The organism is Marinifaba aquimaris (genome assembly GCF_013328345.1).
GTDB classification, from domain to species: domain Bacteria; phylum Pseudomonadota; class Gammaproteobacteria; order Enterobacterales; family Alteromonadaceae; genus Marinifaba; species Marinifaba aquimaris.
Genome location: NZ_JABULX010000001.1, coordinates 1 through 13,729 on the forward strand (window position 1 = coordinate 1; position 13,729 = coordinate 13,729).

Genomic DNA, 13,729 nt, shown 5'->3' on the forward strand with positions numbered 1-13,729 from the left:
GGACGGACTTGAACCGTCACGCTGTTACCAGCGAGGGATTTTAAATCCCTTGTGTCTACCAATTCCACCACCCGGGCTTCGAGTGTGTCACACATGTAACAATGTGGATAATAAATGGAGGCGGAACCCGGAGTCGAACCGAGGTAGACGGATTTGCAATCCGCTGCATGGCCACTCTGCCATTCCGCCAATCACTTGCTAGGCAAGTAAGTAATTAGATGAGCTAACTACTAAAATTGGAGCGACTAACGAGGCTCGAACTCGTGACCCCGACCTTGGCAAGGTCGTGCTCTACCAACTGAGCTACAGTCGCTTAATCTTTTAGAGATATTGTCTTTAAACCGCTCAGTTGCCAAACTGAACTATCTCCTTGAGAACGAGGACGCATTCTACAAATATATTGGCTTGAGTCAACAAATTATTTCAATCTTTTTACTGTTCGCTCAAACAATGTGCAAATACGGCTTTTTTGCTTAATCTTTACTCATTAATTCTGGCCATGCGGCTTTGATATAAACGCACATAGACCAAAGTGTCAGGATCACAGCCACATATAATAAGAACAGGGCCATACCATATATCACACCTGGTTCACTCCAAATTAAACCAGTAAGTGCCATTAACTGTGCCATGGTTTTCCACTTGCCAACTTCACTCACCTTAACATGTGCTCTCTTACCTAACTCTGCCATCCACTCTCTGAGTGCAGAAATGAGTATTTCTCTACCTACCATAACAATTGCAGCAACGGTAATCGCTGGCTCAGCATAATGCTCAGTAATTAAGGTTAATGCGCTAACAACCATGAGTTTATCAGCGACAGGGTCGAGAAAGGCGCCAAATTTGGTTTGTTGTTGCAACTTTCGAGCTAAATAGCCATCTAGCCAATCAGTAAACGCTACACCGGCAAAGATACAAGCACTAGCGAAGTGAGCCCACTCGTACGGTAAATAAAAACAAACGATAAAAACAGGGATAAAAACTATACGCATCGAGGTCAATGCGTTTGGAATATTCAACATAAATTATTGCTACTAGGTCTGTGACCGTAAAAACTGCCTTATTTTTACATTAATTAGTCGGCTTTGTCATGCAGGTGATCAAAAACAATTTGTGCCACTTTATTACTAATACCAGGTATACGGGCTATTTCTTCAACACTTGCCTGTTTTAATCCTTGCAATCCGCCCATGTGTTTGAGTAATGCTTGTCGCCTTTTAGCACCCACGCCTGGAATATCTTCCAAACTAGATGTTGTTTTAACTTTATGGCGTCTAGCACGGTGTCCGGTGATGGCAAATCGGTGGGACTCATCGCGGACGTGTTGAATTAAATGCAAAGCGGGTGAATTGGCATCCAATTCAATCGTTTCATGACTGCCAGGTAATATAAGTGTCTCTAATCCTGGCTTTCTGCTGGTACCTTTTGCAACACCGATTAAAAATGGCATTTTGTACTGCCAATCATTGAAAAACGCTTCTGCTTGCGACAACTGACCTTTACCACCATCAATTAAAAGTACATCCGGGATTTTTTCATCCTCTTTAGCATTTTTAAATCGCCTTTCGAGTGCTTGTGCCATCGCAGCATAGTCATCACCAGGTGTGATACCTTCAATATTGTACCGACGATAGTCCTGCTTATAAGGCCCTTCTCGATTAAAAACTACACACGATGCCGTTGTTTGCTGCCCCATAGTATGACTAATATCAAAACACTCAATGCGTTGAATAGGTCGACCTAGTTCAATTACCTCATCAAGTAGCTCAAAGCGATTAGCCATAGATAAACTTTGGTTGAGCTTAGTTTCTACCGCCGTTTTGGCATTGGTATCAGCCAGAGCCTTATACCGTGCCTTTTCGCCTCGACTTGGCACTGATAGTTTGATTTTTCGATCATGGCTATCGGAAATGGCTTGTTCAAGACCTGCTTGCTCATCAATTGCTTCAGATAGGATAACTTCACTACCCGGCTGTCTTGCACTTGCTGTTGATATATAAAACTGAGCCACAAAAGAAGTCAAAACTTCCGTTCGATCGGCATTGGCAGGAATTTTTGGAAAATACGCTTTACTCCCCAACACCTTTCCATCACGAATAAACAACGCAAAAACACAGGCAATACCATGCTGCATTGCGAACCCTAAAATATCGAGCTCTTGATGATCGCCACTGACCCACTGCTGTTCTTGTACTTTATTAAGTGCAGCAATTTGATCCCGATATTTAGCTGCACTTTCAAATTCAAGTGATTGGCTGGCTTGTTCCATTTTATTAACCAGCGTTTGATTAACCTGATTATTTTTTCCCGATAAAAACAATTTAACCAAATCAACTTGTTGTGAGTATTCATCATCTGAAACAAGCCCTTCAATACATGGGGCTGAGCAACGTTTTAATTGGTACTGCAAACAAGGTCTAGAACGTGCTCGATAATAAGCATCTTCACATTGTCTAACCGGAAATAGCTTCTGCATCACTCTAAGACTTTCTCTGACAGCCCCTGCAGAAGGGTAAGGTCCGTAGTAATGCCCTTTTGCTTTTCGTGCACCTCGATGAATGGTTAACCTTGGGTGTTTATGGTCAGTTACCATGATATACGGATAAGATTTATCATCTCTGAGCAGTACGTTGTATTTCGGCAACAGCGACTTGATCAAATTGTTTTCAAGAATGAGCGCTTCAGTTTCAGTATGGGTAACAGTCACTTCTATTTTGAATATATTAGCCACTAAAGCGAGTGTTTTGGCATTAGTTACTGTATCTCTAAAATAAGAAGAAACGCGTTTTTTTAAATCTTTAGCTTTGCCGACGTAAATAACCTCAGATTGTTTATCAAACATTTGATAAACACCTGCTTGGTTAGTCAGCGTTTTAAGAAAGGACTTGTAGTCAAAAGAGGTATTGGGCAAGGTCTAGCCTCTACTGGTAAAGCGAGTAGTGTTATAGTTTACTCGCATCCAGCATGCCATGTCGAATCGCTAAGTGTGTTAATTCTACATCGCCGTTAATATTTAACTTCTCAAACATGCGGTAACGATAACTGTTCACCGTTTTTGAGCTTAGGTTAAGTTGGTTAGAAATATCTTGTACCTTTTCCCCTTTCGTAATCATCAACATTATCTGCAGCTCTCGCTCTGACAGACTATCAAAAGGATTGTCATCATTACCATTTAACTGACCTAGAGCCATTTGTTGGGCAATTTCAGGCGCAAGGTAACGCTGCCCGGTATGAACTTGACGAATAGCCTTGATCATTTCTTCTGAACCCGCATCTTTGGTCAGGTAGCCGGCAGCACCGATTTGCATCACTTTTGCTGGGAATGGATTTTCAGTTTGAACGGTTAAGAAAATAACTTTGGTATCAGGGCAAAAGCGCAAGATTTTCTTAGTAGCTTCCAATCCACCTATGCCAGGCATATTCATGTCCATAAGTACAACATGAGGATTGTTTTTACGGCAAAACGAAACGGCTTCTTCACCTGTTTTCGCATCCCCTACTACCTTGATCCCCCGAACATCTTCGAACATCTTCCAAGATACGGCTAATTCCCGTACGAACAAGTTCGTGATCATCGACCAGTAGAATATTAATCAAAATCGCTAACCCTTAAACGCAATTAATTAAAGAGAGTAAATAGATAGATGTATATCCAACAAGACATTATCAAAATCTAACAAGATGTAAAGTTTTATCTACCTATATAAGGGATTTGATAATTTGCGTATCTAAAATGTAATTTTATGTTGGCAAGGTCAAAAGTAGCTAAATCGATATTTATTAGGATGAGTAATTGTTTTGGTTTTGTTACTGAATTAAGCAGAGCGCTTATAAAGGAAGTGGCGGTGAGATAGGGATTTGAACCCTAGATACGCTATTAACGTATGCCGGTTTTCAAGACCGGTGCTTTCAACCACTCAGCCATCTCACCGCATTCTAAAATGCATACAATTTGAAAAGTGGCGGTGAGATAGGGATTTGAACCCTAGATACGCTATTAACGTATGCCGGTTTTCAAGACCGGTGCTTTCAACCACTCAGCCATCTCACCGCATTCTAAAATGCATACAATTTGAAAAGTGGCGGTGAGATAGGGATTTGAACCCTAGATACGCTATTAACGTATGCCGGTTTTCAAGACCGGTGCTTTCAACCACTCAGCCATCTCACCGCATTCTAAAATGCATACAATTTGAAAAGTGGCGGTGAGATAGGGATTTGAACCCTAGATACGCTATTAACGTATGCCGGTTTTCAAGACCGGTGCTTTCAACCACTCAGCCATCTCACCGCAATCAAATTGCAAAGCCTTTTGTGAGGTGCCTCACTCAAGGACGGCGCGAATATTAAGACCTTAATTTGATCTTGTAAAGGGAAAAATTCGTAAAAATGAAATAAATTGTTCGTTCGGCTATTTATTAGTCATTCAGGCACATTATTTCGCCATAAAGCTAGCAGAGTGAACTTTTTATCGTCATAATATGTCAAAATAACAGATTCAGGTGGAAGTAGCCTTGAATCTCATAACTTAAGACCTTATAAAGGGTACTAAAGTTATGTAATTCATGTGCATGGTTTAATTTAATATTCATATTAAAGAAACACCTTCACAACTAAACTGATTCTAAATCAATAAAAACACTCAAGAGGTTTTATTATCATGGAAAATCGTACTGCATATGCTCAGCAATCCGCGGCATCGGTATTAGAAACTAACAAGGTATTACGCAATACCTACAGTTTATTAGCAATGACGCTTGCATTTAGTGCTTTTACAGCATTTTTAAGCGGCTCATTAGGTTTACCTCATCCAGGTATGATTATTACTTTAGTAGGTTTTTATGGTTTACTTTTCTTAGTACATAAAACAGCTAACTCTTCAGCAGGTATCTTTTCTGTATTTGCACTAACGGGTTTCATGGGTTACACATTAGGCCCGTTACTTTCTATGTTAGTAGGTGCAGGAGCAGCTGATATCGTCGTTACGGCGTTGGGTGGTACTGCTTTAACTTTCTTTGGTCTAAGTGCATACATCTTAACGACTAAAAAAGACATGTCTTTCTTAGGCGGTATGATGACAGCTGGTTTCTTTGTATTAATCGTTGCCGTTATTGCTAACTTATTCTTGCAAATTCCAGCATTGGGCTTAGCAATTAGCGCAATGTTCATCTTATTCTCATCAGGTGCAATTTTGATGCAAACAAGTTCTATTGTGAACGGCGGTGAGCGTAACTACATCTTAGCAACAGTGACATTATACGTTTCTATCTATAATATCTTTGTTAGCTTATTAAGTATCTTAATGTCTTTCTCTAACGACGATTAATTAAGATACCCGTTTTTAATAAGCCCCGCTCAGTCGGGGCTTTTTTATTTCTACAAAAAAGTAATGGCAAAAATACTTATAATCGTAACCTCTGCTAGCGATCATCAAGCTAGTATAAGTGCAGTAAAGTATGCTCAAGCAGTACTCGACTCCACTCACGAGCTGCTTGGCGTTTTTTTTTATAATCAAGCGATCGATGCTGCAAATGCTTTGCGCTCTTCACCAAGTGATGAATTCGATATAACAAATTCATGGGTGGCTATTGGGGAACAAACACGCCTGATTGCTTGTTCTGCAGCAGCCCAACGAAGAGGCGTGCTTAATAAAGAAGAAGCCGATTACCATGGTCATCAACAATTCAACATTGCCAAAGGCTTTGAAATTTTGGGTCTAGGTGAGTTTGTTCAGCTTCAGCAATCTGCAGATAAGGTTATTCAATTTTGATTACAGCAATTATTAACCAAAGTTCTCCCTACCAGACTCAACTGGGCAGAGAAGCACTTGATTTAGCGCTGGTTTTAGGCACATACGAACAAGACGTTCGGTTATTTTTCAAAGATGCCGGTGTCTTGCAATTAATGAAAGAACAAAACGGTGAAGCAATAGGCAGTAAAGACTTTACCTCAACATTCAAGGCTCTCGATTTATATGAGATAGAACAAGTCTACGTGCTGGATCAGTCTCTCAATGATTATGGTCTCACGGCGAATGATTTAACCATAGATACAGTAATTGTTGATGCACCAGAGTTTTATGCTCAATTAAGACAGTGCCAATGTCAGATGAGGTTTTGAACATGAAGCAACTTTTCCATATCACACGTGTACTTAGTGATTCAGAATTAACAGAGCTCAACCGAATACTCTTAGACAATGATGCCATTTTATTAGCACAAGATGGCGTTTATCAGCTTATCAAAGGCTTACCTAATTGCGAAAGTATCTACCTACTGGCGGAAGATGCTGATGCAAGAGGTTTATCAGTTGATGAAATTGAAGTAATCAGAATAGATTACCCTAAGATGGTAGAATTAACGGTAGAGCACGACGCGATTTTAAATTGGTAAATCTATGACAGCGGAAAACACACTTAACTTTGAAGGTAAAACAGTTCCTCTCGATAAACATGGCTATCTGACCAATTATATGGACTGGCAGCCTGATATGGCGCCCTTATTAGCAGAATCAGAAAATATCGTGCTCAGTGAAGCACATTGGGAAGTCATCAATTTTGTCAGAAATTTTTATTTGGAGTTTAAAACAAGCCCAGCAATAAGAGTGCTCGTTAAAGCTATTGCCAAGCAACTTGGCGAAGATAAAGGAAACAGCCCTTATTTATATAAACTGTTTCCAAAAGGGCCGGCTAAGCAAGCAACAAAAATTGCTGGTTTACCAAAACCTGCCAAGTGTATTTAGCTTAGTTTCCAGATACTCGGTAAGTCTCATAAGCCTCAAAGCCTAAGAAGAATACGGCTAAAAACACTCCCAAAATAAGTGTCCAATAAACAGTTTTTAAAAACATTTTGGCGTAATTGGGTTTCTTTGACATTTATTACAATCCAACAATAAGTTAAAGGCGAAAGCTCAGTGTAGAATCAAAAAAGCTCAGTAAAAACTGAGCTTTTTTATTAACTTAGAGTCAATAATAGTATCAACCACCAATGACTTCAATACCACCCATATAAGGTTTTAATGCCTCTGGTACAACAATAGAACCATCTACCTGTTGATAGTTTTCTAAAATAGCAACAAGGGTACGACCCACTGCTAAGCCAGAACCATTTAATGTGTGTAATAACTCTGGCTTTTTCTCACCTTTACGGCGGAAGCGTGCATGCATGCGACGCGCTTGGAAATCTTGCATGTTTGAGCATGAAGAGATTTCACGGTAAGTATTCTGCGCAGGTAACCAAACTTCTAAATCATAAGTTTTAGCAGCACCAAAGCCCATATCACCCGTGCATAAGATAACTTTTCTATATGGTAATTCTAATAACTGTAGAATCTTTTCAGCATGCCCTGTCAATTCATCAAGTGCAGCCATTGAATCTTCAGGCTTAACAAGTTGCACTAACTCAACTTTATCAAACTGGTGCTGACGAATTAAACCACGCGTATCACGCCCAGAAGAACCGGCTTCAGAACGGAAACAAGGTGTATGAGCTGTCATTTTTAATGGTAACTGCTCTTCATCTAAAATTTCATCACGTGCTAAGTTCGTTAAAGGTACTTCTGCTGTTGGAATTAACGAGAAGCCCATCACGCCATCGCCGGCTTCTTTAGTGTGGAATAAGTCCTTACCAAATTTAGGTAACTGACCTGTACCAAATAACGTGTCGCTATTCACTAAATAAGGCACGTACATTTCTTGATAGCCGTGCTCTAACGTATGTTGATCTAGCATAAATTGAGCAATTGCACGATTTAGACGAGCAATTTGACCACGCATAACGACAAAACGAGAACCTGTTAACTTTGTCGCATTTTTAAAATCAAGGCCATCACCTGCACCTTCACCTAAATCAACGTGATCTTTTACTTCAAAATCAAATGACTTGGGTGTACCCCAAGTTAGAATCTCTACATTCTCGTCTTCATCTTTACCAACAGGTACAGACTCATCTGGCAGGTTAGGAATTGTGGCTGTAATAGCCACAAGCTGTTCTTGCACTTTTTCAAATTCAGCTTTTGCAGCGTCTAATTTATCACCTAAATCGGCCACTTCAGCTAATAAAGGTGCAATGTCTTCACCCTGAGCTTTAGCTTTACCGATATTTTTAGAACGCGAGTTGCGCTCATTTTGTAATTCTTCAGTTTTTACTTGTAATGATTTACGTTGCTCTTCCAAGCTAGCAATCGTTGCTACATCTAATTCAAAGCCGCGATTTTTTAAAATGTCGGCCGTTTTTTCAAGGTCATTACGTAGGTGTCTAGGATCTAACATTAGTGTCCCAATATTTCTGAGCTATTATTTAATCGTTAACGCTAACTTGCTTCCCAGCCAAACAGCCAACAAACAAATCAACACATTTAAAAGTATATTTAGCGCGGCTTTGAACCAAGCGCCTTGCTGCATTAACAGATACGAATCATAAGAAAATGTCGAAAACGTTGTTAACGCACCTAAAAAGCCAATCCCAACGGCGGTTTTCATCGGAGCACTGACAAATTGTCCTTGTTCGGCTAAACCATATAGTAAGCCGAGTAAACAAGAGCCCAGTACATTGACAAGTAAGGTGCCGTAAGGAAAGCCTTTACCCAACAAAATAAGCGCTTGTTGACTTAAAAAGTAACGAAGACATGCACCTAATGCACCGCCAATCGCAATATAAAAGTAAACAAAGGATGCGCTCAAAATAATGTTCGGTTGTATAATTTGCGAGTATTCTAACAGTTGATAAAAAAAGCCGCTAGCTCCTTTAGGGCAAGAAAGATGCGCTTACTCAAGTTTTCAGCTACCAACAACTAAAAAACACCTTACCCCAAGGTTAAGCACATGTTATCCACACTATATATGGTTATTATCGAGTGATTTTAAAAACGCGAGCTTATCAGTAATTTGTTTTTCAAGACCACGATCTGTTGGGTGATAGTAAGCTCGTTCTCCCAACTCTTCAGGAAAGTAAGTTTGTCCTGCTGCATATGCATTGCTTTCATTATGAGCGTAGCGGTACTCAGCACCATAGCCAAGGTCTTTCATTAAACTGGTCGGGGCATTTCTTAAATGAACGGGTACATCAAAATCAGGGTTTTCTCTAACATCAGCTTTTGCAGCTTTGAAGGCGGTATATACAGCGTTTGATTTTGGTGCACATGCCATAAAAACGGCAGCTTGAGCTATCGCCCTCTCCCCTTCAGCAGGACCAACTCGAGTAAATGTATCCCATGCATTAATCGCTAATTGCATCGCTCTAGGATCTGCATTACCTATATCTTCTGATGCAATAGCTAATAATCGGCGCGCGACATATAAAGGGTCCATGCCAGCAGCTAACATTCTAGCAAACCAATACAATGCACCATCAGGGCTAGACCCTCTAACCGATTTGTGAAAAGCTGATATCATATCGTAAAAAGCATCACCGCCTTTGTCACCCGTCGCCGGTACATAATCAAATAAGCTAGATAAGTGGCTTTGCTCAACAATGCGTTGCCCTTGTTCATTTGGCTCGATCATATCCGCTAATATTTCAAGCTGATTCAATAAATTACGACCATCACCATTGGCAATTTTAATGAGAGCCGATTGAACCGTTTCATCATAAACTAAACTAGCGGCTTCCATGCTTTGTTCAGGTTTACTTTGCACATTAGCCATTAGCCCAGATAAATCGTCATAGGTATGTTTTTTCAGTAAATAGATACGAGCTCTTGAAAGCAATGCTCGATTAAGCTCGAAAGATGGGTTTTCAGTTGTTGCGCCAACAAAGATCACCGTGCCGTCTTCGATGTATGGTAAAAATGCATCTTGCTGGCTTTTGTTGAATCTATGTACCTCATCAACAAATAACAAAGTTCGACGGCCCGATTGCATGGCCACATCTTTGGCAGCATCAATCGCTTTTCTAATGTCTTTGACACCAGATGTCACGGCAGATAAACGTTCGACATGTGCATCAATGTAAAGTGCAATTAATTCTGCAAGGGTCGTTTTGCCTGTCCCCGGTGGTCCCCATAAAATTAGAGAGTGGATCCGACCTTGCTCAATGGCACTGCGAAGTGGTTTACCTTTCGCTAAAATGTGCTGCTGCCCAACATAGTCATCTAAAGAGGTTGGACGCATTCTCGCTGCAAGCGGCTGGTGCGTGCTATCGGCGAACAAATCAGCGTTGGTCATCCAAGCTCACTCCGGCAGGCACTTCAAAGGCAAAAAAAGATGCTGAAAAATCAGTTTTCAGTGCAAACTCACTGAGACGGTAGTGACTGACTTGGCCCTGCCTATCGAGAATAATAAGCGAATTGACGGATGAACTTTCAGCTTCAAAAATGATTTCAATACTACCAATTAGCGCTTCAGGGTCTTTAACGGCCACTTTAAAATGTGTAGCGGCTAACTGAGAAACCTCATACTGCTGCCAGTTCTTATCTTCGCTACCGAGTAAAAGTAATATCGGGTTAGAGTTAATCGCTTCCGATAAGCTGTAAGCGGTGACCTGTTCAATGAAAGGGTCATAAAACCACATTGTTTCACCGTCACTGACTAATTTATTTTCATCCGGTGCGACGGTGTGCCATACAAATTGGTTCGGTTGCAACAAAGATAATCGGCCTTCGGCTTGTTGAATTACCGTTCCCTGGCTATCGGTCACTTGTTGATTAAATTGCGCGGTAAAGCCTTTAATCGCATCTAAACGTTTATCAAGTTTGGTGACAACGCTAGACTCTTCTACCTCTATCGTTTCTGTTGATTCTGTCGCTGTATTGGTTTGCGCACCAGCAAGGTTAATGTTCAAAAGGCTTGCCAATAAACCTGTTAGCATTAGGCTTATGCCTTTATTTAAAAAACAAAAAATCGTATTCATAAAAGCGGTAATATTCTCACTTAACTATTAATTTCAAAGGTTAATCTTTAGGTGCAGCAGGAGCCAAGACTTCTCGACTACCATTGTGACCTGCACTACTGACGACACCTGCCATTTCCATTTGCTCGACAATATTGGCCGCACGGTTATAACCAATCCTAAGCTTACGCTGGACACTGGAAATTGAAACTTTGCGAGTTTCTGTCACAAAGGCAACAGCATCATCAAATAATGCATCATACTCACTGTCGCCATCTGCTTCTGGCTGCTCACCGGGTAACAAAATTTCCTCTTCACCACTGAGTACTTCATCAATGTAGTTTGGTTTACCGCGTAACTTCCAATCAGCAACAACGGCATGGACTTCATGATCATCAACAAAAGCACCGTGAGCACGTGTCGGTATATTACTGCCCGAAGGAAGGTACAACATATCCCCCATACCTAAGAGGCTTTCTGCTCCCTGCTGATCGAGTATCGTGCGAGAATCAATTTTTGATGAAACCGATAAACCAATTCGAGTCGGAATATTCGCTTTAATCAAACCAGTAATGACATCAACAGATGGTCTTTGTGTTGCCAAAATTAAATGAATGCCGGCTGCACGTGCTTTTTGCGCAATACGAGCAATGAGTTCCTCTACCTTTTTACCAACAATCATCATCATGTCAGCGAACTCGTCAATTACGACTACGATACTAGGGAGCTTTTCTAACTCTGGTGCTGTTTCATCCATTGAATCACCTGGCTTCCACAGAGGATCGGTTAATGGTGTGCCCGCTTCTATGTTTTCAGCCACCTTAGCATTAAACCCTTTTAAGTTACGCACGCCCACTGCAGCCATCAGTTTATATCGGCGTTCCATCTCACCTACACACCAACGAAGTGCATTCGAAGCATCTTTCATATCTGTTACTACTTCACATAAAAGATGCGGTATATCCTCATAAACGGCCAGTTCTAACATTTTCGGGTCAATCATGATCAGACGCACATCTTCAGGTGTCGCTTTGTAGAGGAAGCTCAAAATCATGGTATTAACGAGTACCGATTTACCCGAGCCTGTCGTACCCGCCACTAATACGTGCGGCATTTTTGCTAAATCGGCAATAACAGGTTTACCGGCAATGTCTGGCCCTAGTACCATGGTCAATGGTGAACCCGAGCCTTCAAACTCAGGCGTTTCAATCACTTCACTTAGCCTAACGGTTTGACGATTTTTGTTTGGTAACTCAAGACCAATGAAAGGCTTTCCGGGAATAACCTCTACTACGCGAACCGAAGCGGCAGATAGAGAGCGTGCGATATCTTTTGATAGATTAGAAATGGTGGAAACTTTCACACCTGGTGCTAAATCAAGCTCTAATCGAGTGATCACAGGCCCTGGATATACACCAACAACATCAGCTTTAATTTTATACTCCATTAGTTTTGCTTCAACTAATCGAGCAACCGCATCCATTTCTTCTTGTGTTATTGGGTTTTGCTTTTTATCGGCCCTATCGAGTAAAGCAAACGACGGGACTTTTCCTTCGGGCTTTTCAGGCACCTTAGGTAAAGCATTCAGTCCATTGAGTGGCTTGGCATTTACAGAGTCAGTCGCAGCACGCACCTTGATATGTTTTTTCTCACCACTGTCGTTTTCATTTAATGACAAAGAAGGTTGAAATAACTCTTCTAAATCTATTTGATCAGATTGGCCGACTTGCTCTGTTGTATTAGCATCAAACACAGGCTCTATCCGATCAACCGAAGCTTCACTTGAACTTGAAGTATCATTATCACTAGACATAGGAGCGCGCCAGCGTTCTAAACTATTAGACTCGTCTTTATCATCACTCGCATTAGCTACACTAGTTTCAGCTTCTTCTTTTGCGGAAAATGGTGGTAGTACTTGTTCAGTACTCTCATCGCGATGAGATTCCTCACTTGCTGCAACACTTACGTCACCGTCTGCCTTTTTACTAAATAAACGGCTCATCAAACCCGGCTTTTCTTTTTCATCATCGGCGAGTGTATCTGCATTGGCATTTTCTACGATGAACTGCTCTGCAGGTTTAGCTTCGAGTACAAGCTCAACGTTATCCGCTGATGCCGTGTGTTTGTAGCCATTTTTATTTAACGCTAATTTATCTGAATCTTGTTCATCAGCAGTACTTGCATCCGTTGAAACAGGCTGAACTTTTTCAACAGATTCTGCGCTTGGCGACTTAAATTCATATTCTGGCTCTCGATTGATTTTGCTTTTACACCAAAGTATGCCTTGCCATATTTTTAAACCACCAGCAATCGTCTTATCGCCAATACCATCAATGATATCAAGCCAAGAAATACCAAATAACAAGGTGAATCCAGTACAGAAAAAACACAATAGCAATAATGTCGTGCCAATAAAGTTGAAGTATGGGATCAAGGCTTGACTGATGACATCACCCATTAAGCCACCAGACGAGAAGTAATAAATATCGTTAATATTCATACTTGCCATCGAAGTAGTAGCAATCATCAATAGTAATAAGCCAATCAGTCTGAGACCTAGTGCTAAGAAGTCGGTTTCAAAAAAGCTTTGATGGCGGCGAAATACTGTCCAGCCAATATACATAGTGGCAATAGGTACTACATAAGCCATAGCACCTAAGAAGAAAAATAAAAGATCAGCCATGTAAGCGCCAGCTGCACCGGCAGAATTAACAAAAGGCCCATCAAAACCCGATTGACTCCAACTTGGATCCTCAGGTGAAAAAGTGAATAACGAGATAAGGACAAATAAGGCAAAACCGGCACTAGAGATTAAACCGACTTCTAATAATCTTTGTACACCAGATAAAAGGTTGTTGTTTTTGTTATCGCTCAACTGCGGCCTCTTTTATAAAAATAACATT

General features: G+C 40.8%; 12 protein-coding genes, 6 tRNA genes and 1 pseudogene. 5 read left to right on the forward strand and 14 right to left on the reverse strand.

All coding sequences use genetic code 11. The features are described from left to right. Positions 1-115: 115 nt before the first annotated feature. The 9 genes and pseudogenes from HR060_RS00005 to HR060_RS00045 form a co-directional block, all read right to left on the reverse strand. Positions 116-189: transfer RNA gene (locus tag HR060_RS00005), tRNA-Cys, on the reverse strand. 48 nt (positions 190-237) lie between these two features. Further along, positions 238-313: transfer RNA gene (locus HR060_RS00010), tRNA-Gly, on the reverse strand. Between the two features lie 160 nt (positions 314-473). Beyond that, on the reverse strand, positions 474-1,022 hold the full coding sequence (gene pgsA, locus HR060_RS00015) for a CDP-diacylglycerol--glycerol-3-phosphate 3-phosphatidyltransferase (protein ID WP_174198208.1): 549 nt from the start codon (positions 1,020-1,022) through the stop codon (positions 474-476). A gap of 53 nt (positions 1,023-1,075) precedes the next feature. Continuing rightward, positions 1,076-2,911 (reverse strand): excinuclease ABC subunit UvrC, encoded by a 1,836-nt coding sequence (uvrC, locus tag HR060_RS00020; RefSeq protein ID WP_174198209.1) that lies wholly within the window; start codon positions 2,909-2,911, stop codon positions 1,076-1,078. Between the two features lie 31 nt (positions 2,912-2,942). After that, positions 2,943-3,597, reverse strand: a pseudogene (uvrY, locus tag HR060_RS00025) (UvrY/SirA/GacA family response regulator transcription factor). Positions 3,598-3,840: 243 nt separating this feature from the next. After that, positions 3,841-3,931 (reverse strand) — tRNA-Ser (locus tag HR060_RS00030). Between the two features lie 29 nt (positions 3,932-3,960). Beyond that, positions 3,961-4,051: transfer RNA gene (locus HR060_RS00035), tRNA-Ser, on the reverse strand. Between the two features lie 29 nt (positions 4,052-4,080). Further along, a tRNA-Ser gene (locus tag HR060_RS00040) sits at positions 4,081-4,171 on the reverse strand. A gap of 29 nt (positions 4,172-4,200) precedes the next feature. After that, a tRNA-Ser gene (locus HR060_RS00045) sits at positions 4,201-4,291 on the reverse strand. A gap of 369 nt (positions 4,292-4,660) precedes the next feature. Between HR060_RS00045 and HR060_RS00050 the strand changes: the two genes are divergently transcribed. From HR060_RS00050 to HR060_RS00070, 5 genes are all read left to right on the forward strand, one after another. Continuing rightward, a complete protein-coding gene (locus tag HR060_RS00050) occupies positions 4,661-5,326 on the forward strand; it encodes a Bax inhibitor-1/YccA family protein (RefSeq protein WP_174198210.1) in 666 nt (221 codons plus the stop codon). A 63-nt stretch (positions 5,327-5,389) separates the two neighbouring features. Then, complete coding sequence (gene tusD / locus HR060_RS00055) at positions 5,390-5,770, forward strand: sulfurtransferase complex subunit TusD (RefSeq protein ID WP_174198211.1); 381 nt, start codon at positions 5,390-5,392, stop codon at positions 5,768-5,770. Then, positions 5,767-6,120 carry a sulfurtransferase complex subunit TusC gene (gene tusC / locus HR060_RS00060; RefSeq protein ID WP_217434833.1) on the forward strand — a complete coding sequence of 118 codons (354 nt, stop codon included), beginning with the start codon at positions 5,767-5,769 and terminating at the stop codon, positions 6,118-6,120. Before tusD ends, tusC begins: the two co-directional genes overlap by 4 nt. A 2-nt stretch (positions 6,121-6,122) precedes the next feature. Continuing rightward, on the forward strand, positions 6,123-6,392 hold the full coding sequence (tusB, locus tag HR060_RS00065; protein WP_174198212.1) for a sulfurtransferase complex subunit TusB: 270 nt from the start codon (positions 6,123-6,125) through the stop codon (positions 6,390-6,392). A gap of 4 nt (positions 6,393-6,396) precedes the next feature. After that, positions 6,397-6,741, forward strand: coding sequence for a TusE/DsrC/DsvC family sulfur relay protein (locus tag HR060_RS00070; protein ID WP_174198213.1), 345 nt, complete (start codon positions 6,397-6,399; stop codon positions 6,739-6,741). Between the two features lie 235 nt (positions 6,742-6,976). On the opposite strand, the gene serS is transcribed toward HR060_RS00070, so the two are convergent. From serS to HR060_RS19715, 5 genes are all read right to left on the reverse strand, one after another. Further along, positions 6,977-8,269, reverse strand: coding sequence for a serine--tRNA ligase (serS, locus tag HR060_RS00075; RefSeq protein WP_174198214.1), 1,293 nt, complete (start codon positions 8,267-8,269; stop codon positions 6,977-6,979). Between the two features lie 24 nt (positions 8,270-8,293). Then, positions 8,294-8,680, reverse strand: coding sequence for a fluoride efflux transporter CrcB (gene crcB, locus HR060_RS00080; RefSeq protein ID WP_174198215.1), 387 nt, complete (start codon positions 8,678-8,680; stop codon positions 8,294-8,296). Positions 8,681-8,833: 153 nt separating this feature from the next. After that, entirely contained in the window at positions 8,834-10,162 is a 1,329-nt protein-coding gene (locus HR060_RS00085; protein WP_174198216.1) for a replication-associated recombination protein A, read from the reverse strand. Continuing rightward, complete coding sequence (gene lolA / locus HR060_RS00090; protein ID WP_174198217.1) at positions 10,149-10,805, reverse strand: outer membrane lipoprotein periplasmic chaperone LolA; 657 nt, start codon at positions 10,803-10,805, stop codon at positions 10,149-10,151. Before lolA ends, HR060_RS00085 begins: the two co-directional genes overlap by 14 nt. Positions 10,806-10,887: 82 nt before the next feature. Beyond that, positions 10,888-13,701: a DNA translocase FtsK gene (locus tag HR060_RS19715; RefSeq protein WP_174198218.1), complete on the reverse strand. Its 2,814-nt coding sequence runs from the start codon at positions 13,699-13,701 to the stop codon at positions 10,888-10,890. Positions 13,702-13,729: the final 28 nt, after the last annotated feature.

What these genes read in the sequence shown, in the direction of transcription:
- HR060_RS00070 (WP_174198213.1), top strand. Translation starts at nt 6,397, where the DNA reads ATGACAGCGGAAAACACACTTAACTTTGAAGGTAAAACAGTTCCTCTC.
- tusB (WP_174198212.1), top strand. Translation starts at nt 6,123, where the DNA reads ATGAAGCAACTTTTCCATATCACACGTGTACTTAGTGATTCAGAATTA.
- tusD (WP_174198211.1), top strand. Translation starts at nt 5,390, where the DNA reads ATGGCAAAAATACTTATAATCGTAACCTCTGCTAGCGATCATCAAGCT.
- HR060_RS00050 (WP_174198210.1), top strand. Translation starts at nt 4,661, where the DNA reads ATGGAAAATCGTACTGCATATGCTCAGCAATCCGCGGCATCGGTATTA.
- pgsA (WP_174198208.1), bottom strand. Translation starts at nt 1,022, where the DNA reads ATGTTGAATATTCCAAACGCATTGACCTCGATGCGTATAGTTTTTATC.
- HR060_RS00085 (WP_174198216.1), bottom strand. Translation starts at nt 10,162, where the DNA reads ATGACCAACGCTGATTTGTTCGCCGATAGCACGCACCAGCCGCTTGCA.
- serS (WP_174198214.1), bottom strand. Translation starts at nt 8,269, where the DNA reads ATGTTAGATCCTAGACACCTACGTAATGACCTTGAAAAAACGGCCGAC.
- lolA (WP_174198217.1), bottom strand. Translation starts at nt 10,805, where the DNA reads ATGCTAACAGGTTTATTGGCAAGCCTTTTGAACATTAACCTTGCTGGT.